Genomic DNA, 17788 nt, shown 5'->3' on the forward strand with positions numbered 1-17788 from the left:
CTCATTGACATGAATCAATATTTCATCGATTATCCATGAAGCTGATTTTGTCCAGGACAAACTTAATGCAGGTGTACTCATGAAAATTGCCGTCGTCGGAGCAGGAATCGCAGGTTTGTCGTGTGCCTATCGCCTGGCGCAATCGGGCCGGGACGTCACCTTGTACGAGGCGGGCGACTATTTTGGCGGCCACAGCCATACGGTAGATGTCACGCTCGATGGCGTCACGCATGGCGTCGACACGGGTTTTCTCGTGTTTAACCACGCCACGTATCCGCACCTGGTGCAACTGTTCCAGGAACTGGGCGTCGAGGCGGCCGACAGCGACATGTCGTTTTCCGTGAAGATGCCGCTGGGCGCGACGCCGGACGCCCGCGTGCTGGAATGGGCGGGTGCCAATCTGGACACCGTGTTTGCCCAGCGCAGCAATCTGCTGCGCCCCGCCTTCCTGCGCATGTTGCGCGATATCGTGCGCTTCAACCGCCAGGCCAGCGCTCTGGCCACGACCGCCTTGCCGGCGCCGGCCCTGTCGCTGGGAGAATTCCTCGACCTGCACGGCTATGGCGACGAGTTCCGCCATTGGTATCTGTTGCCGATGGCCGCCTGCATCTGGTCGTGTCCGGCGCGCCAGATGCTGGCCTTTCCCTTGGCTACCTTCATCCGTTTCTGCCACAACCATGGCTTGCTGCAAGTGAGCGACCGGCCGCAATGGCGCACGGTGCGGGGCGGCTCGCGCGTGTACGTGGAAAAATTGCTGGCAGGCATCCCACAGCAGCGCCTGGCTTGCCCCGTGCTGGCCGTGCGCCGCCAGCCGCACGGTGGCGCGCGCATGGTCGAGCTGCAGACGGCCGCCGGCGTCGACCATGTCGACCACGTCGTGCTCGCTTGCCATAGCGAGCAGTCGCTGGCCCTGCTGGGAGATATCCGCGACGACGAGCGCTCCGTGCTCGAAGCCGTGCGCTACCAGCCCAACCGCGCGGTACTGCATACGGATGCGTCCTGCCTGCCGCAGCGCCGCCGTGCCTGGTCGGCCTGGAATTACCAGGGCCGGCCGGCCGCGCACGGTGATGCGCCGCAAGTGTGCGTGCATTATTTGCTGAACCAGTTGCAGCCTTTGCCCTTCACTACGCCTGTCATCGTTTCGCTCAATCCGCTCGACGAGCCCGATCCGGCGACTATCATCGACGAGTTTTCGTATGCCCATCCCGTGTTCGATGGCGCGGCCATTGCGGCCCAGGCGCGCCTGGCCGGCTTCCAGGGCGCGCAGCACACGTGGTTCGCGGGCGCCTGGACGGGCTACGGCTTCCATGAAGACGGCTTGAAGTCGGGCCTGGCCGTGGCGGAAGCACTCAATGGCCTGGCGTCGGCGGAGTTTGGCCATGCCGCGTGATCCCACGCAGCCGCTCCGGCCGCAGCCCCAGCTGTGCCTGGGACGGGTGCGCCATGCGCGGCTGCGTCCGCGAGCGCATGCCTTTGCTTACGGCATGTTTTATTTGCGTTTGCCCTTGCGCAGCCTGGGCGCGCACGATTTTGCTGCCCGTTTGATTTCGCGCAACAGCGCCAATGTGCTGTCCTTCCGCGACAGCGACCACGGCGATGGCACGACGCCGCTGCTGGACTGGATCGACGGCTTGCTGCACCAGCATGGCGTGGTCGACGCGGGCGGCGAAATCTGGCTGCAAACCATGCCGCGCATGTTCGGCTATGTCTTCAATCCCGTCAGTTTCTGGTTTTGCCACGGGCTTGACGGCGCGCTGCGGGCCGTGCTCTGCGATGTGCGCAATACCTTTGGCGAGCGCCATTTGTACTTGCTCGAGCAGGGCGGCGCGATTGCCTTTGGCAGCGAACTGGTCGCGAAGAAAATTTTCCACGTGTCGCCGTTTTGCAAGGTGGAAGGCCAGTACCGCTTCCGTTTCCTGCGCAATCAGGCTCAGAGCGGCGAGCGCCACCTGGCCAGGGTCGATTACGACGACCTCGACGGCCCGCTGCTGCGGACGAGCTTGTCCGGCACGGCGCAGCCGCTGCGCGATGGCGCCATCGCCTGGGCCTTGCTGCGCTATCCCCTGATGACGTTTGGCGTGATGGCGCGCATCCATTGGCAGGCATTGCGCCTGTGGCTGCGCCGCGTGCCGTTTTTCAGCAAACCCCACCCTCCACAAGAAAAGGTGTCCCGATGAGCTCCGATTCCCTGCCGACCGGCCTGCATGCGCGCAGCAGTTCCACTCCCGTGCATGTGCATGTGCATGACCATCGTGACATGCCCGCTGCCGGGCGCATGATTGTGCGCCTGCTGGAAAAATTGCAATATGGCGCTTTGCGCCTGCGTACGTCTGATGGCAGCATCTTGCTGTACGGCGATGGCAGCCACCCTGTCACGCTGGACTTGCACAACTGGCGCCTGTGTGCGGCCGTCCTGCGCTCGGGCGACATCGGCTTTGCCGAAACGTTTATCGCGGGGGACTGGCGCACGGACAATTTGCCGGGCCTGATCGAATTAATGATACGCAACCGTGCGCACATCGAATCCCTGATCTACGGCAACTGGTGGGGCAATCTGATCTATAAGGTGCGCCATTTGCTGCACCGCAATTCGCGTGCCGGCAGCAAGAAGAATATCCACGCCCATTACGACATCGGCAACGCCTTTTACCAGCTGTGGCTGGACCCGTCGATGACGTATTCGAGCGCGCTGTTTTCCGAAGGCGCCAGCCTGGAGCAGGCGCAAGGTGCCAAATACCGGCGCATCGCGGACCAGTTGCAACTGCAGCCGGGCCAGCGCGTGCTGGAAATCGGCTGCGGCTGGGGCGGCTTTGCGGAAACGGCGGCGCGCAGCTACGGCGCCCACGTGACGGGCCTGACCTTGTCGACCGAACAGCTCGCGTATGCGCACCAGCGCCTGCACGATGCGGGGCTGGCAGGGCAGGCCGACCTGCAGCTGTGCGATTACCGCGACAGCCATGGCCAGTACGACGCCATCGCCTCGATCGAGATGTTCGAAGCCGTGGGACAAAGCTACTGGCCCGGCTATTTCGAGTGCGTGGCGCGCAACCTGAAGCCGGGCGGACGCGCCTGCATTCAGACCATCGTCATTGCCGACGAACTGTTCGAGCGCTACAGCAAGAGCACGGATTTCATTCAACAGTACATTTTCCCGGGCGGCATGCTGCCTTCGCCGGCCGGGTTCCGCCGCGCCGCCGAGGCGCAGGGCTTGCGCGTGGAAGACGCCTTCAGCTTTGGCCTCGATTACGCGGAAACCTTGCGCCAGTGGCGCGCCAGCTTCCTGGCCCAGCGCGCGGCGCTGGAAAAGCAGGGTTTCGATGGCCGTTTCCTGCTGACCTGGGAGTTTTACCTCGCGTATTGCGAGGCCGCCTTCCAGGCGCACAACACGGATGTGATGCAATTTACCCTGATCAAGGACTGACCATGCGCCGCCTGCTTGCCACTGTTGTGCTGTCATTGACCATGTTGGGCGCCGCTGCCGCGCCGCCAGCCTTCATCGCTGCCGACGTACCCGAGGCCCGCCTGGCGGGCGAGGGAGAATACACGTGGTTCGGCATGCGTATTTACCGCGCGCAACTGTGGGTGGGACCCCAAGGCTACCAGGGTGCGGCATCCGAAACGGCGCCGTTTGTACTGGAACTGCGCTACGCGCGCGCGCTCGACGGCAAGAAAATCGCCGAAGCCAGCTACGAACAGATGCAGAAAATCGGCGCGGGTACGCCGGAGCAGCGCCTGGCCTGGCTGGCCACCATGCAGCGCATCTTTCCTGACGTCAAGGAAGACCAGCGCATCGCAGGCGCCTACCGGGCGGGCATCGCGCCCGGTGTGCGTTTTTATCTCGATGGCAAGGTGCTGGCCGACGTGACGGATGGCGACTTCGCGCGCGCCTTCTTTGCCATCTGGCTGTCGCCGTCGAGCACGGCGCCGAAGCTGCGCGCGGCCTTGCTGCAGAGTGCGGCGCCGCTGCCATGAACGCCGGGGCCAGCGCCTTGACCTTGCCTGCCTTGTTCAGTTATGGCCTGTTCGGCCTGCCGTTGGCCATGCTGGCGCTGCCCATCTATATATATGTGGCGCCGTTTTATGCGCAGCGCAGCAGTCTTGACCTGGCGCAAATCGGTGCCGTACTGCTGGCGGCACGCATCGCCGCTGCCTTCATCGATCCTGCCCTCGGTGTCTGGATGGCGCGTGGCGGGCGCAGCTATGCAATATATGTTGGCGCCTCGCTGCCCTTGCTGTTGCTGGGCTTTGCTGCCCTGTTCCATCCGCCGGCCATGCGGGAAGCTGCCACCCTGGCCTGGTTCCTGGCCGCCTTGCTGCTCGTGTATGCCGCCTATGGCCTGGCTGGTATCGCGCACCAGAGCTGGGGCGCGGCCCTGAGCCAGCTGCGCGCGCAGCGGGCGCGGGTGACGGCCGTGCGCGAAGGCTGCGGCTTGCTCGGCGTGATCCTGGCAGCGGGGCTCACTTCCGTGCTCGGCTATGACGGCTTGTCGCTGGCCTTCGCCGTTTGCCTGCTGGCGGCGGGTGCGCTGCTGCTGGCGCGCGCGCCGCGTCCGGTGTTGCGCCAAGGCCCGCAGGCGCTGCCCGCTGGCGCCTGGCGCCTGCCGTTTCGCCAGCGCGCCTTTCGCTGGCTGTTTGCCGTCTTGCTCGTCAATGGCGTGGCGGCCGCCATTCCCGCCACCCTGTTCCTGTTCTTTGCCACTGACTACCTGCGCCTGGGCCATTACGCAGGGCCGTTCCTGATCGTCTACTTTTGCGCGGCGGCCGCCTCGATGCCCGTGTGGGTGGCCCTGGCGCGACGCTTTGGCGAAGCCCGTGCCTGGTGTGGTGCCATGCTGCTGGCCGCAACCGTGTTTGTCTGGGCGTATGGCCTGGGCGCGGGTGCCGCCTGGGGCTTTGCCGCCATCTGTCTGCTGTCGGGCCTGGCGCTGGGCGCCGACCTGGCCTTGCCGCCGGCCCTGCTGGCAGGGCTGATCGGCGCGGCCGGCCATGCCGGGCGGCACGAAGCGGCGTATTTCGGCTGGTGGAACTGGGGCGTGCAGATGAGCCTGGCGCTGGCGGCCGGCATCGCCTTGCCCCTGCTGGCCTGGCTCGGCTATGTGCCGGGCAGCAGCAAAGGCTTGCCGGCCCTGGCTGCCGCCTACGCCTTGCTGCCCTGCGCCTTGAAACTGCTGGCGGCGTTACTGTTGTGGCGTGCACCCTTGCAACATATATATAGTGACCACCTGGAGAATCGCGCATGCGCTTCATGAGTTATTGCAAACGCCGTTTGCCGCTGGCGGTCCTGATGCTGGCGCTGGCCGCCTGCTCCACGCCGCCCACGCCGGCCACGTATGCGCAGGAATTGCCCATACTGGATCTGCAACAGTATTTCAATGGCACGCTCGATGCCCACGGCATCTTCCAGGACCGCTCCGGCAAGGTGGTCAAGCGCTTCACCGTGGTGATGCGGGCCAGCTGGGTGGGCGAGACGGGCACCCTGGATGAAGACTTCACGTATTCGGACGGCAGCCGCCAACGGCGCGTGTGGACCTTGTGCAAGACGGCGCCCGGGCGCTTCATCGGCACGGCGCCCGACGTGATCGGGGAAGCTGTCGGCGAAGTGGCCGGCAATGCGCTGCGCTGGCAATACGTGCTGGCGTTGCCCGTCGACGGCACGGTTTACCACGTCGACTTCGAGGACTGGATGTTCCTGATGGATGACAAGGTCATGCTGAACCGCGCCGCCATGAGCAAGTTCGGCTTCAGCCTGGGCGCCGTCACTTTATCGTTCAGCAAGCGTCCGCAGGCGGCCCCATGAATCGCAAGGTTACCAGCTGGGCCGGCAAGCGCGTATGGATCATCGGCGCTTCCAGCGGCATCGGTGCCGCGTGCGCCACCTTGTTGCTGGAGCAGGGCGCCAGCGTGGCCTTGTCAGCCCGCCATCGTGCCAGCCTTGAGCGGCTGTGCGAGGGACAGGCGCTGGCGCAGGCATTGCCGCTCGATATCACCCAGCACGCGCAGCTGCGGGCCGTTTGCGTAGAATTGCAGCAGCAGTGGACGCATATCGACCTGATACTGGTGGTCGCCGGCGGCTATCAGGCCATGCGCGCCGATAGCTTCGACCTCGAGGCGGCCCAGGGCTTGCTGGCCCTGAATGTGGGCGGCGTCTTCAATTGCCTGGAGCAGGCTTTGCCGTGGCTATTGCGCCAGGGCAGTGGCGGCATCGGCATCGTCGCTTCGGTGGCCGGTTATGGCGGCTTGCCCAAGGCGCTCGCGTACGGCGCCAGCAAGGCGGCGCTGATCAACCTGACGGAGTCGCTGTACCTGGACCTGCATCCGCGCGGCATCGGCGTGTACCAGATCAATCCCGGCTTTGTCGCCACGCCCCTGACGGCGGACAACGATTTCACCATGCCGGCCCTGATGACGGCGCGTGACGCGGCCGCCGCCATGCTCGACGGCATAGAGCGGGGCCAGTTCCACATCCACTTTCCCAAGCGCTTTACCAATGTCATGCGCCTGGCGCGGCTGTTGCCCTACCGCGCCTATTTTTGGTTGATCCGCAAGGTGACGGGCGTATGAGTACAAGCATGCTGGACCCGGAAGGCATGGAAGAGGCGCTGGTGCGCCTGGTGGCGTTTTACGAACACCTGAGCCTGGAGGGCCTGGCCCAGCTGGGCGCCGTGTATGCGCCAGACGCCCATTTCAAGGACCCGTTCAACGAGGTGGTGGGGCATGCCGCCATCCTGGCCATCTTCGAGCATATGTTCGTGCAAGTCGATGCACCACGGTTTGTCGTGCTGGAAAGCCTGGGGCAGGGACAGCAAGCGTTCCTGACGTGGGAGTTTCGCTTCCGCATGAAACGCCTGGTATCTGGCGAACAGTGCATTCGTGGCGCAACCCATGTGCGTTTCGATAGGCAGGGACGGGTGGTAATGCACCGCGATTATTGGGATTTGGCGGAAGAATTGTATGAAAAACTGCCGGTGCTGGGCCCTTTCATGCGCATGCTCCGCCGCGCAAGCCAGCGTTAAGGCTGATTCTTGATGCTTATAAGCAAAAAATGCGAAAAAGAAAAAGTAAATTGTGTGATATCGGGGCGGCGAAAACTTGATTTCGGTCAATGTGTCGTTTTTTAGACACAAATATGTCGAAATATTGAGAAGGCAACATTGTAAGAATTTGTTTCAACTGATGCGCAATTTGCAAGCAAGAGTCGTCCTCATCGGTTCTAGGCGGGTGGCTGAAGAGTTAGCCGGAAAACATGAAAAACATTTCTATGTGAGCAATTTAAATTACCGGAAAGTCAGTAATTGTGTTGGTACTCTGCCTATTTTCCTGACGCGCGCGCCGACGTCAAAAATGGCGTCTACGCCCCTGAATAATGCGGCAACGCACCAAAACAGGGCGTGATATTTCCCGTTTTTGGGCATCCGGCAGCAAACATTGGCGATGCCGTGTATGCTTCGTTCCGTTTATCCATTATCGCCTGACAAATTGTGCGCTTTGTCGCGTAAATCATGCAGGGTAAATGATGGGTAAAGCATGTTGATGTTTTAATCACGCGCCTGATACTGTTGCACTAATACAACGGGTGTCGACAAGGCATGCGCTATGATGGAATGGTCAATCAGGCCAATGCATTGGTTGGCAAGGGGCACTGGCTCTGTCGCGTAGTACGGTTGGCGATGGTCGGGATGCCTGAAAAAGCCCTCGGCCTGGTACCGGAAGTAACATGTTGGAACTTGATGGAATGTGAAACGGTCGTTATAGTGCCGCTTCCGGTGCCCTTTGAGCACCGAACCGGCGCATCAAAATACGGTCGCTCTGCAGCCTTCAAGCTTATCGGTGCAATAGCGTGCCGATACCGATGTGAATTGTTCCCCTGACCGGAACAGCAATGTGGCAGGTGGAGACCTTGCCCTCACTCATAAAAAGCGCTCTGTTAGAGCGCAGCTCGAGATGCATAGGCTGTATTACTTTTTGCTTCAAAATTAAAGGAAATCGCAATGAAAAAAACTCTGATCACCCTGGCAGTTCTGGCAGCAGCCACTGGCGTAGCCCAAGCTCAATCGAGCGTTGTTATCTACGGTACCGTTGACGCTGGTTTCGTCAGCGAGCGCGGCGGCGCAGCCGGCACCACCAACAAAGTAGACAGCGGCATTGCTTCGGCTTCCCGTCTGGGCTTCAAAGGCACCGAAGATCTGGGCAACGGCCTGTCGGCTCTGTTCGTTCTGGAAGCTGGTTTCGGTGTTGACAGCGGCTCGCAAGGTAAAAACGAAGCCCTGTTCGGTCGTCAATCGTACGTAGGTCTGAGCAGCAAAACGACCGGTACCCTGACCCTGGGTCGTCAATACACGCCTTGGTACAACACCCTGTCGAAAGTTGCTGATCCATTCGCAGTGGGCTACGCTGGTTCCGCCAAGAACCTGTTCCCAGCGAACACCCGCACCAGCAACACCGTGCTGTACACCTCGCCAAACTTCAACGGCTTTGACGCTGATGTGGCTTACACCTTCGGCGAACAAGCTGATTCGAACAAATACGGCCGTCAAATCGGCGCGTCGGCTGGCTACTCGAACGGTCCTTTGAACGCACGTCTGGCTTACAACACCACCAGCAACGAATCCGCTATCAGCAACAAAGGTAGCGCACGTAACTGGTTGGCTGCAGCTAACTACGACTTCGCAGTTGCCAAGGCTTTCCTGGCATACGGCGTCAACAAAGGCGACAACAGCGCAACCTACAACTCGGGTCTGAGCAACACCAACGCAGGTGTTGCTGGTCAAGCTTTCGGCACCACCGGCAGCCTGAACGCCTACGGCTACCGCGCCGCTGCTCCTAGCACCGACAGCGCTAACCTGCTGGTCGGCGCAACCGTACCAGTTGGCCCAGCTGGCACCGTGATGGCTTCGTACATCAAGACCAACGACAAAGGCATCGCTAACGCTGATGCTGATCAATGGGCACTGGGTTACTCCTACGCTCTGTCGAAGCGCACGAGCACCTACGCTTCGTACGCCAAGATCAAGAACAAAAACGGCGCAGCTTACACCGTTGGTAACAACAGCAACATCGGTTCGGGCGACAAAGCCTTCAACGTTGGTGTTCGTCACTCGTTCTAATATTCGCGCAAGCGAAGCTTAGTACCGCTGCCAGCATCCCTTCGGGGATGCTGATAAGCAAGGAAACGCGCTGTCTGGCTTCGGCCTGGCGGCGCGTTTTTGCATGTGCGGCGCCAGTTATAATGACGCCGTTACTCAAGTAAAGGAATGCCATGTATTCATTCACCTCGCCGCGCCTGGCCGCCTTGCTGGCCGCGCTGCTGCTTGCTGGCGCCACGGGCGCCGCTGTCGCTGCCGTCAAGGGCAAGAAGCCGGCTGGACTGGAGCGCTACGGCGTGGCCGTCTACTCCGACCTGTGCCTGCAAAAGGATAGCGGCGAAATCGGCGGCCAGCGCGTGACGCTGCACCGCTTTGCCGAAGCCGATTCCGTCATCTATGAATTCACGGCCGGCGCCCTGAGCTGGCCCATCGTGGCCAACGACGTCAACCTGGACGCCGCCACGGGCGCCTTCGATTTCACCATCGCCGGCGCCGACAGCGAAGAGCGCACCATCGTCGGCAAGTTTTCCAAAGATGGCCAGACCCTGACCCTGGAAGGCGATTACTGCGGCGGCAACGTGCGCATGCCGATGAAACTGAGCCGCGTGCGCGATTTCGGCCGTCCCCTGAAGCATTGCACGCCATGCCCGCCGGTGCCGCAAGCGCCCGCCGAGGCAGCGCCTGCCGAGGAAAGCGCGCCCGTGCCCGCCGCCTGAGCGATTGCTGCGGTTAAAAAGAAAAAGGCCCGGTATCGACCGGGCCTTTGTTATTTCTCGCCTTGCAGGAGGCTTATTTGGCGGCCTGCGCCTTTTCCGCCGTGGCGCGGATGGTGGCCAGCGTCGCGTTCGGCGTGATCAGGTTGCCGTCGTAGCGCAGTTCGATCAAGGCCGGCAAGTTGTTGGCCTTGGCGTGCGCCAGCGCCCGTTGCAGGGCAGGGGCGAACTCTTCTGTCGTATTCACCACTTCGCCATGCGCGCCATACGCTTGCGCCAACGCCGCAAAATCCGGGTTGTGCAGGGTCGTGCCCGACACGCGGCCCGGGTAGTCGCGCTCCTGGTGCATGCGGATGGTGCCGAACATCTGGTTATTGAAGACGATGATGACCACGCCCGCCTGGTATTGCACGGCCGTGGCCAGCTCCTGGCCATTCATCATGTATTCGCCATCGCCGGCGAACGTGATCACGGTGCGCTCCGGGTGCGCGATCTTCGCCGCCACGCCGGACGGCACGCCGTAGCCCATGGCGCCATTCGTTGGCGCCAGCTGGGTGCGCATGCCGCCGTAGCGATAAAAGCGGTGCGCCCACGAGGCGTAATTGCCGGCTCCGTTCGTCAGGATGGTGTCAGCGGGGGCCTGCGCCATGATCTCTTGCGTGACTTGCCACAGGTCCAGCGGCGCCTGGCCATCCTGGAAGATGGGCGGGCGCTCCTGGTAGGCGGCCAGCTCGGCCTTGGCTTCTGCTGGCGTATGCTGCCAGGCGGACGCATCGACGGGCGCCATGGCGGCCAGCATGGCGCATACTTGCGGCATGCCGCTGTTGATCATCAGCTCGGCCTGGTAAACGCTGCCCAGTTCCTCGGCATCCGTATGGATGTGCACCAGGCGCTGGCGCGGCACGGGCGAGTCGAACAGGGTGTAACCGCCTGTCGTCATTTCGCCCAGGCGCGGGCCGATGGCGATGACCAGGTCGGCGTTTTTCACGCGCGCGGCCAGTTTCGGGTTGATGCCGATGCCGACGTCGCCGATGTAGTTCGGGTGGGCATTGTCGAGCAAGTCCTGGAAGCGGAAGGCGCAGGCGACGGGCAGGTGGTTGCTTTCCGCGAACTGCTGCAGGTCGGCGCACGCTTGCGGCGTCCAGGTGGTACCGCCCAGCAAGACCAGCGGCTGCTTCGCGGTCGCCAGCATGCCGCGCAACTGCTGCAGCTGGGCATCCGATGGCGCCGCCTGCACGGGCTGGTAGGCGCGCGTGTCGGCCACCGTGGCCAGCGCAATGAGCATGTCTTCCGGCAGGGCCAGCACGACGGGGCCGGGACGGCCGCTGGTGGCAACCTGGAAGGCGCGCGCCAGGTATTCGGGAATGCGCTCGGCGCGGTCGATCTGCGCCACCCACTTGGCCATCTGGCCGTACATGCGGCGGTAGTCGATTTCCTGGAATGCTTCGCGGTCGACGAAATCATTGCCCACCTGGCCGATGAACAGGATCATCGGCGTGGAATCCTGGTAGGCCGTGTGCACGCCGATCGAGGCGTTGGTGGCGCCCGGTCCCCGCGTGACGAAGCAGATGCCCGGCTTGCCCGTCAGCTTGCCGTAGGCTTCGGCCATGAAGGCGGCGCCGCCTTCCTGGCGGTTGATGATGAAGCGGATGCCCGAATCGTGCAGGGCGTCAAGCACGTCGAGGTAGCTTTCGCCAGGCACGCCAAAGGCGGTGTCGACACCGTGGATCTGCAGGGCATCGACCAGGATCTGGCCGCCGGTACGGGGTTGTTGCGTCATGTTCGGCTCTTTATATTCTAGTGGGTGGCAAAGAAATGGGGCAAGCGGTGCGCATGCGCCTGCATGCAAGCAGCTTGCCTCATTCTATGTGAGCCGATTTGGCCCGGCTTTTGAAATGGCGACACCGAATTACACAATCCCCCGGGCCGGGACCCGACGAGGGGCCCGGCGAGCGGTGTCGCGCGTGCACAGGCCTTTTTGCAGAAACATGCTGCGGCGCGGTACAATGGCGGGTGAAGCAGGCCAGACAGTCGCTGGCCGGCGCAGCAATGCGCTGGCGGGAGGAAGGTCCGGACTCCATAGAGCGGGGTGACGGTTAACGGCCGTCCGTCGAAAGCCGCAAGGTATAAGGCGAGGAATAGGGCCACAGAGACGAGCGTATTAAGTTACGGTGAAACGCGGTAACCTCCACCTGGTGCAATTTCAAATAGGCACGCGATGATGCTGCTCGCGGAGCGTGCGGGTAGAAAGCTTGAGCGCCCGAGTAATCTGGCGCCTAGAGGAATGACTGTCATAGCGCCAACCTGCAAGGGAAGGCGCCGTAACAAAATCCGGCCTACCGGCCTGCTTCACTTGAATTCCTGTTTCCTGGCTTGCCAGGGAGCGTATCGCCCGCAGCGTTTTTCATGCGGCGCGCCGCCCAAAAAGCCCCCGCAACGGGGCTTTTTTTGTATCTAAAAATATAGCATCCGCGATAAAGTTGTATAGACAACTAAAAATGAACAATTGGTTAAAGTTTCCTGTTTACAATTAATTGCTGCGTTGCAAAAATAGTTTTCCTGCGACAGGCCAGGCCCGGAAAATAGGGGCGATACGCGCCAAGGATGATTTTCTTTTGCTTTAAACCAAGTCTTTTCCGAGGCTTGATTGCTGTTGTGTCCGGATGACGAAACTATTGTCATGCGTCAACTAACTGTAAAAAATTCAATTTTTTGATTTCGTTTTTTTCGATGTTTACGGTAGGAAAACACATGTGTGCAGATGAGGTAGCACATTCACTATCTTTCATAAGTATCTAATTTATCGATATATTTTTATTTGAGACTCCTTCAACGATATGCGCTAAGTCCTTAATTTCATTAATAAAATTCCTGTTTTGCCAATCGGAAACCGCTTGACCACTATCTTTGCTTCCTCTAAAGTGGGCAACTGTGTGAAAAAGTGTGTTTTTGTGGGAAATTTTCCCTTTTCATCGCGATGCGCAAGCGTCGCAACCCAAGCTCAAAAAGGTCTTCCGTGTTTCAAGGCGCGTCCGCAATCAATCTCGATGCCAAAGGCAGGATGTCTATCCCTGCCAAGCACCGTGACGCGCTGGCGATTCAATGCGAAGGTCGCTTGACACTCACCAAACACCCCGATGGCTGCCTGCTGTTTTTTCCCCGTCCCGTGTGGGAAAGCCACCGCCAGCAAATCGCCGCCTGGCCCATGTCGGCGCGCGCCTGGCAGCGCATCTTCCTCGGCAACGCCGTCGACGTCGAGCTGGACTCGGCCGGCCGCGTGCTGATCTCGCCCGAATTGCGCAACGCCGTCGGACTGGCGCGCGAAGTGATGATGATCGGCATGGGCAGCCACTTTGAAATATGGGATGCCGCCAAGTTGGCCGACAAAGAACAGCAGGCGATCGATGCCGGCACCCCCGATGTACTTTCCAATTTTTCTTTCTAAGGCTCCGTAATGACACAACTCACGGTGCCGGAATTTCAGCATCGCACGGTGCTGCTCGATGAAGCGGTCGATGCGCTCGACCTGTCGGGCGACCGCGCGCACGGCATTTATGTCGATGGCACGTTTGGCCGCGGCGGCCATAGCCGATTGATCTTGTCGCGCCTGGCGCCCGACGCGCGCCTGATCGGCTTCGACAAGGATTTGCAAGCCATCGCCACGGCCGAACAGATCGGCGACCCCCGCTTTGAAATCGTCCACGACAGTTTTGCCACCATGACGGCCAGCCTGGCCGAACGCGGCGTGCAGCAGGTCGATGGCATCCTGCTTGACCTGGGCATCTCGTCGCCGCAAGTCGACGACGCGGCGCGCGGTTTCAGCTTCCGCAACGACGGACCGCTGGACATGCGCATGGATACCACGCGCGGCATCTCCGCGGCCGAATGGCTGGCGGTGGAAACCGAGCAGAATTTAGAGAAAGTGATACGCGATTATGGGGAAGAACGGTTTGCTTTTCAGATTGCAAAGGCGATTGTTGCTGGCCGGGCAGTCCAGCCAATTTCAAGCACACGACAGCTTGCCGGCATCGTGGCAGGCGCCGTCAAGACCCGCGAGAAGGGTAAGGACCCCGCTACCCGCACCTTTCAGGCCATACGCATTTTCATTAACAAAGAGCTCGAGGATCTCGAGATCGGTCTGAGCCAGGCGTATGCCTGCCTGGCGCCCGGCGCGCGCATGGCCGTGATCAGTTTTCACTCGCTGGAAGACCGCATGGTCAAGCGTTTCTTCGCCTCGAAGGCGAACGTGGAGCAGCCTGACCGCCGTCTGCCGATCCGCGCGGTCGATTTGCCGCAGCCGGAAATGAAGCTGATTTCGAAGATGAAGCCGTCCGACGCCGAGATCGAGGGCAATCCGCGCTCGCGTTCGGCCGTGATGCGCGTGGCGCAGCGTTTGCCCATTCCAGTTCGTGGCGGCGCCCGATGACTGGCAAGCTGTGTGTCGTGCTGTCGGCCCTGCTGGTGTGCTGCGGCCTGTCGCTGGTGAATGCGCAGTATCAGTCGCGCCACTTGCTGATCGACCTGGAGCGCGCGCAAGCGCTGTCGCGCCAGCTCGACATCGACTGGGCGCAACTGCAGCTGGACCAGTCCACTTTGGGCAAGCATGAACGCATCGAATCGATCGCGCGGCGCGACCTGAGCATGACGCCGCTGACGGCGGCGCGTACGCAATACCTGACGGAGGGCGAATAATGAAGTTGGGCGGTAATAGCAACGGCCGGGTGGCGGCATCGAAAGGCGTGCCATTCTCGAAGAACCCCGTACTGGCGGTGCGTCTGCCCGTCTGGCGTTCGCGCGTCGTGCTGTTCCTGCTGTTCTTCGCTTTCGCCGGCCTGGGCGCGCGCGCGCTGTGGCTGCAGGGCGTATCGACGCAGTTCCTGCAAAAGCAGGGCAAGGCGCGCTATGAGCGCACCCTGGAATTGCCGGCCACGCGCGGCAAGATCACCGACCGCAATGGCCAGGTGCTCGCCTCGTCCGTCCCCGTGAAAGCCATCTGGGCCATTCCCGACGACGTGCTGCAGGCATCGCCCGAAAAAATCAATGCGCTGGCCGGCCTGCTGGAAATGAATGTCAACGAATTGCGCAAGAAACTCGATTCGGACCGCAGCTTCGTTTACCTGAAACGCCAGGTCGAGATGGACGTGGCCGACAAGATTTCCAAGCTGGGCATCGACGGCATCGACGAGCGCAAGGAATACAAGCGCTTCTATCCACAGGGTGAAGTGATGACCCACGTGGTGGGCTTTACCAACGTGGAAGACGTGGGCCAGGAAAGCATGGAACTGGCGCAGCAGAAAACCCTCGTCGGCACCACCGGCAGCCGCCGCGTGATCAAGGACCGCCTGGGCCACATCGTCGAAGACATCGGCTTCATCCACGAACCGCATGACGGCAAGGACCTGACCCTGTCCGTCGACAGTAAAATCCAGTACATCGCCTTCACGCAGTTGAAGGAAGCAGTGGAGAAATTCAATGCCAAGGCCGGCGGCGCCGTGGTGCTCGACGTGCACACGGGCGAAGTGCTGGCCCTGGCCAACTATCCAAGCTACGACCCGAACGACCGCCGCAAGCTGACGGGCCAGCAGCTGCGCAACCGCGTCATGACCGATACTTTTGAGCCCGGTTCGACCCTGAAGCCGATCACGGTGTCACTGGCGCTCGACACGGGCCGCGTCAAGCCGGGCACCCTGATCGACACGGGCCCGGGCCGCTATACCATCGCCGACCGCACGATCACCGACACCAAGCCGCACGGCGTGATCAATGTCTCGGAAATCATCGAGATGTCGTCGAACATCGGCACTTCGAAAATCGCGCTGGGCATGCCGTCGCAGGAAATGTGGGAAATGTTTACCAAGGTGGGCTTCGGCCAGCAGCCGAAATGGGGTTTCCCTGGCGCCGTGGCCGGCCGCGTGCGTCCGTATAAATCGTGGCGCCCGGTGGAGCAGGCCACCATGAGCTACGGTAACGGCATTTCCGTGTCGCTGATCCAGCTGGCGCGCTCTTATATGATGTTCGCGCGTGATGGCGACACGATTCCCCTGTCATTCCAGAAGGTTAATGAATTGCCCGTGGGCCAGCAAGTGATCAAGCCGAAGACGGCCGCCGAAATGCGCGCCATGCTGGAACTCGTGGTCTCCGGCGCGCACGGCTCGGCCAAGCGCGCCCAGGTTGCCGGCTACCGCGTGGGCGGCAAGACGGGTACCGCCTATAAAGTGGAAAACGGCCGCTACGCGATGCCGCGCAAATACATCGGCTCGTTCGTGGGCATGGTGCCGATGTCGGCGCCGCGCTTCATCATTGCTGTGATGATCGATGAGCCGACCGGCCCCGCCCACTATGGCGGCCAGGTTGCCGCTCCCGCTTTCGCGGCGATTGCGACCAACGCGCTGCGCGCGATGAACGTACCGCCCGATTCCTCCGTTACCGAAATCGTGGTCCCGGCCAATGCCGGCCCGGAGGCCATGTGAAGTCACTCATGACCATACAAGATATCAGTTTGTGGATCAAAGCGGCTGCCCCGTCCGGGCAGCTGACGTCCGATTCGCGCCGCGTGCAACGCGGCGACGTGTTTTTCGCCTACGCGGGCGCCACCCATTTCATCGACGCCGCCATCGAGCAGGGCGCCGCCGCCATCGTGCATGATGCCGTCGAGTGGAACGCCGCATGGGCCGTGCCGCACCTGCTGGTCAGCGACCTGAAACGCCTGGCCGGTCCCGTGGCGCATGCTTTCTACGACATGCCCGACAGCGCCATGTTCAGTGCCGGCGTGACGGGCACGAATGGCAAGACATCGTGCGCGCTGTGGCTGGCGCAAGCCCTGGCGCGCCTGGGCGAAACCTCGTCCGTCATCGGGACCTTGGGCGTGGGCCTGTGCAAGCCGCGCGGCGCCATCGAATTCGACGTCACCGGCTACACCACGCCTGACGCCGTGCTGCTGGCGCGCAAACTGGCCGCCATGCGCGACGCTGGCGCCAAGGCCGTTGCCATTGAAGTGTCGTCGATCGGTCTGGACCAGGACCGCGCGGCCGGCATGCATTTTGATGTCGCCATGTTTACCAATCTGACGCGCGACCACCTCGACTACCATGGCGACATGGCTGCCTACGAGGCGGCCAAGGTCAAACTGTTCGACTGGCCCGGCTTGAAAACAGCCGTCATCAATCTGGACGACGCCATGGGCCTGCGCCTGGCGCGCCACGTGGACGGCAGGCTGGCCGGTGAATACCCGGTCATCGGCTACACCTTGCAGGATGCGGCCAGCTTGCCCGATCTGCCTGGTGTGCTGATGCTGCGTGCCAGCCAGTTCCGCAGCCGCCATGCCGGCACCGACTTCCACCTGGAATGTCCGCTGGGCGTGGCGCTGGTCAAGACGCAGCTGGTGGGCCACTTCAATATCAGCAACGCGCTGGCCGTGCTGGGCGCCTTGCTGGCGCACGGCACCGGCCTGCGCGCGGCCATCGACGGCATCGAATCCCTGCAGCCGGCCCCCGGCCGCATGCAGCAGGTGGGCGGCCAGGAAGCGCCGATGGTCGTCATCGATTACGCGCATACGCCGGATGCGCTGGAAAAGACCCTGGCTGCCTTGCGCCAGGTGGCGCAGGAGCGGGGTGGCCAGCTGTGGTGCGTGTTCGGCTGCGGCGGCGACCGCGACCCGGGCAAGCGTCCGCAGATGGGCGCCATCGCGCAGCTGGCCGATCACGTGCTGGTCACCAGCGACAATCCGCGCAGCGAAGATCCGCACGCCATCATCGCGCAGATCGTCGCCGGCATGCGTGCCGACGGTCCGCAGCCGCAAGCCATCGAAGACCGTGCCGGCGCCATTTTGTCGGCCATCAAGCACGCGGCCAAGCCGGACGTGATCCTGTTGGCGGGCAAGGGGCATGAGCCGTACCAGGAAATCAAGGGCAAGAAACTGCCGTTCTCCGATGCCGACCATGCGCAGCTGGCCTTGTCCGCGCGCCTGACGATGATGAGGACGAATTGATGGAT

The 17788-nt window shown here is 61.9% G+C and carries 16 protein-coding genes and 1 other RNA gene; 16 read left to right on the top strand and 1 reads right to left on the bottom strand.

The window, feature by feature from the left end:
- Window positions 1–79 precede the first annotated feature (79 nt).
- The 10 genes from O3297_RS27700 to O3297_RS27745 all read left to right on the top strand — a co-directional run bounded on the left by O3297_RS27700 (window position 80) and on the right by O3297_RS27745 (window position 9799).
- A complete protein-coding gene (locus O3297_RS27700) occupies window positions 80–1390 on the top strand; it encodes an NAD(P)/FAD-dependent oxidoreductase (RefSeq protein WP_305051111.1) in 1311 nt (436 codons plus the stop codon).
- Complete coding sequence (locus O3297_RS27705; RefSeq protein WP_305051112.1) at window positions 1380–2177, top strand: DUF1365 domain-containing protein; 798 nt, start codon at window positions 1380–1382, stop codon at window positions 2175–2177. The genes O3297_RS27700 and O3297_RS27705 overlap by 11 nt, the downstream gene beginning before the upstream one ends.
- Window positions 2174–3421 carry a class I SAM-dependent methyltransferase gene (locus tag O3297_RS27710; RefSeq protein ID WP_370385452.1) on the top strand — a complete coding sequence of 416 codons (1248 nt, stop codon included), beginning with the start codon at window positions 2174–2176 and terminating at the stop codon, window positions 3419–3421. Before O3297_RS27705 ends, O3297_RS27710 begins: the two co-directional genes overlap by 4 nt.
- Window positions 3422–3423: 2 nt before the next feature.
- Entirely contained in the window at window positions 3424–3972 is a 549-nt protein-coding gene (locus tag O3297_RS27715; protein WP_305051114.1) for a chalcone isomerase family protein, read from the top strand.
- On the top strand, window positions 3969–5249 hold the full coding sequence (locus O3297_RS27720) for an MFS transporter (RefSeq protein ID WP_092612953.1): 1281 nt from the start codon (window positions 3969–3971) through the stop codon (window positions 5247–5249). The genes O3297_RS27715 and O3297_RS27720 overlap by 4 nt, the downstream gene beginning before the upstream one ends.
- Window positions 5237–5797: a DUF3833 domain-containing protein gene (locus O3297_RS27725; protein WP_370385453.1), complete on the top strand. Its 561-nt coding sequence runs from the start codon at window positions 5237–5239 to the stop codon at window positions 5795–5797. Before O3297_RS27720 ends, O3297_RS27725 begins: the two co-directional genes overlap by 13 nt.
- On the top strand, window positions 5794–6561 hold the full coding sequence (locus O3297_RS27730) for an SDR family oxidoreductase (protein ID WP_092612956.1): 768 nt from the start codon (window positions 5794–5796) through the stop codon (window positions 6559–6561). Before O3297_RS27725 ends, O3297_RS27730 begins: the two co-directional genes overlap by 4 nt.
- Window positions 6558–7013 (top strand): nuclear transport factor 2 family protein, encoded by a 456-nt coding sequence (locus O3297_RS27735; protein ID WP_305051116.1) that lies wholly within the window; start codon window positions 6558–6560, stop codon window positions 7011–7013. The genes O3297_RS27730 and O3297_RS27735 overlap by 4 nt, the downstream gene beginning before the upstream one ends.
- A 975-nt stretch (window positions 7014–7988) precedes the next feature.
- Complete coding sequence (locus O3297_RS27740) at window positions 7989–9104, top strand: porin (RefSeq protein WP_305051117.1); 1116 nt, start codon at window positions 7989–7991, stop codon at window positions 9102–9104.
- Window positions 9105–9256: 152 nt separating this feature from the next.
- A complete protein-coding gene (locus O3297_RS27745; RefSeq protein WP_070258846.1) occupies window positions 9257–9799 on the top strand; it encodes a hypothetical protein in 543 nt (180 codons plus the stop codon).
- 73 nt (window positions 9800–9872) lie between these two features.
- Here O3297_RS27745 and O3297_RS27750 read toward each other — a convergent pair whose 3' ends face one another.
- Window positions 9873–11576 carry a thiamine pyrophosphate-binding protein gene (locus O3297_RS27750; RefSeq protein WP_305051119.1) on the bottom strand — a complete coding sequence of 568 codons (1704 nt, stop codon included), beginning with the start codon at window positions 11574–11576 and terminating at the stop codon, window positions 9873–9875.
- A gap of 235 nt (window positions 11577–11811) precedes the next feature.
- Between O3297_RS27750 and rnpB the strand changes: the two genes are divergently transcribed.
- The 6 genes from rnpB (at window position 11812) to O3297_RS27780 (ending at window position 17783) form a co-directional block, all read left to right on the top strand.
- Window positions 11812–12151: RNase P RNA component class A (rnpB, locus tag O3297_RS27755), an RNA gene on the top strand.
- Between the two features lie 661 nt (window positions 12152–12812).
- Window positions 12813–13241, top strand: a complete 429-nt coding sequence (gene mraZ / locus O3297_RS27760) for a division/cell wall cluster transcriptional repressor MraZ (RefSeq protein ID WP_034748899.1) — start codon at window positions 12813–12815, stop codon at window positions 13239–13241.
- 9 nt (window positions 13242–13250) lie between these two features.
- Window positions 13251–14222 carry a 16S rRNA (cytosine(1402)-N(4))-methyltransferase RsmH gene (rsmH, locus tag O3297_RS27765; RefSeq protein ID WP_070258850.1) on the top strand — a complete coding sequence of 324 codons (972 nt, stop codon included), beginning with the start codon at window positions 13251–13253 and terminating at the stop codon, window positions 14220–14222.
- Window positions 14219–14488, top strand: a complete 270-nt coding sequence (gene ftsL / locus O3297_RS27770; RefSeq protein WP_034748894.1) for a cell division protein FtsL — start codon at window positions 14219–14221, stop codon at window positions 14486–14488. Before rsmH ends, ftsL begins: the two co-directional genes overlap by 4 nt.
- Window positions 14488–16266, top strand: coding sequence for a penicillin-binding protein 2 (locus O3297_RS27775; RefSeq protein WP_034748891.1), 1779 nt, complete (start codon window positions 14488–14490; stop codon window positions 16264–16266). Before ftsL ends, O3297_RS27775 begins: the two co-directional genes overlap by 1 nt.
- Before the next feature lie 8 nt (window positions 16267–16274).
- The gene (locus O3297_RS27780) at window positions 16275–17783 is read left to right on the top strand and encodes a UDP-N-acetylmuramoyl-L-alanyl-D-glutamate--2,6-diaminopimelate ligase (RefSeq protein ID WP_176381902.1); all 1509 of its coding nucleotides are present in this window, start codon (window positions 16275–16277) and stop codon (window positions 17781–17783) included.
- The last annotated feature ends 5 nt before the right edge of the window (window positions 17784–17788 follow it).

The organism is Janthinobacterium sp. SUN128 (genome assembly GCF_030587275.1).
Lineage (GTDB): Bacteria > Pseudomonadota > Gammaproteobacteria > Burkholderiales > Burkholderiaceae_D > Janthinobacterium > Janthinobacterium lividum.

Bases quoted from the DNA above. Each gene is read 5' to 3' on its own strand.
- O3297_RS27700 (WP_305051111.1), top strand. From the start codon at position 80: ATGAAAATTGCCGTCGTCGGAGCAGGAATCGCAGGTTTGTCGTGTGCC.
- O3297_RS27705 (WP_305051112.1), top strand. From the start codon at position 1,380: ATGCCGCGTGATCCCACGCAGCCGCTCCGGCCGCAGCCCCAGCTGTGC.
- O3297_RS27710 (WP_370385452.1), top strand. From the start codon at position 2,174: ATGAGCTCCGATTCCCTGCCGACCGGCCTGCATGCGCGCAGCAGTTCC.
- O3297_RS27715 (WP_305051114.1), top strand. From the start codon at position 3,424: ATGCGCCGCCTGCTTGCCACTGTTGTGCTGTCATTGACCATGTTGGGC.
- O3297_RS27720 (WP_092612953.1), top strand. From the start codon at position 3,969: ATGAACGCCGGGGCCAGCGCCTTGACCTTGCCTGCCTTGTTCAGTTAT.
- O3297_RS27725 (WP_370385453.1), top strand. From the start codon at position 5,237: ATGCGCTTCATGAGTTATTGCAAACGCCGTTTGCCGCTGGCGGTCCTG.
- O3297_RS27730 (WP_092612956.1), top strand. From the start codon at position 5,794: ATGAATCGCAAGGTTACCAGCTGGGCCGGCAAGCGCGTATGGATCATC.
- O3297_RS27735 (WP_305051116.1), top strand. From the start codon at position 6,558: ATGAGTACAAGCATGCTGGACCCGGAAGGCATGGAAGAGGCGCTGGTG.
- O3297_RS27740 (WP_305051117.1), top strand. From the start codon at position 7,989: ATGAAAAAAACTCTGATCACCCTGGCAGTTCTGGCAGCAGCCACTGGC.
- O3297_RS27745 (WP_070258846.1), top strand. From the start codon at position 9,257: ATGTATTCATTCACCTCGCCGCGCCTGGCCGCCTTGCTGGCCGCGCTG.
- O3297_RS27750 (WP_305051119.1), bottom strand. From the start codon at position 11,576: ATGACGCAACAACCCCGTACCGGCGGCCAGATCCTGGTCGATGCCCTG.
- rsmH (WP_070258850.1), top strand. From the start codon at position 13,251: ATGACACAACTCACGGTGCCGGAATTTCAGCATCGCACGGTGCTGCTC.
- ftsL (WP_034748894.1), top strand. From the start codon at position 14,219: ATGACTGGCAAGCTGTGTGTCGTGCTGTCGGCCCTGCTGGTGTGCTGC.
- O3297_RS27775 (WP_034748891.1), top strand. From the start codon at position 14,488: ATGAAGTTGGGCGGTAATAGCAACGGCCGGGTGGCGGCATCGAAAGGC.
- O3297_RS27780 (WP_176381902.1), top strand. From the start codon at position 16,275: ATGACCATACAAGATATCAGTTTGTGGATCAAAGCGGCTGCCCCGTCC.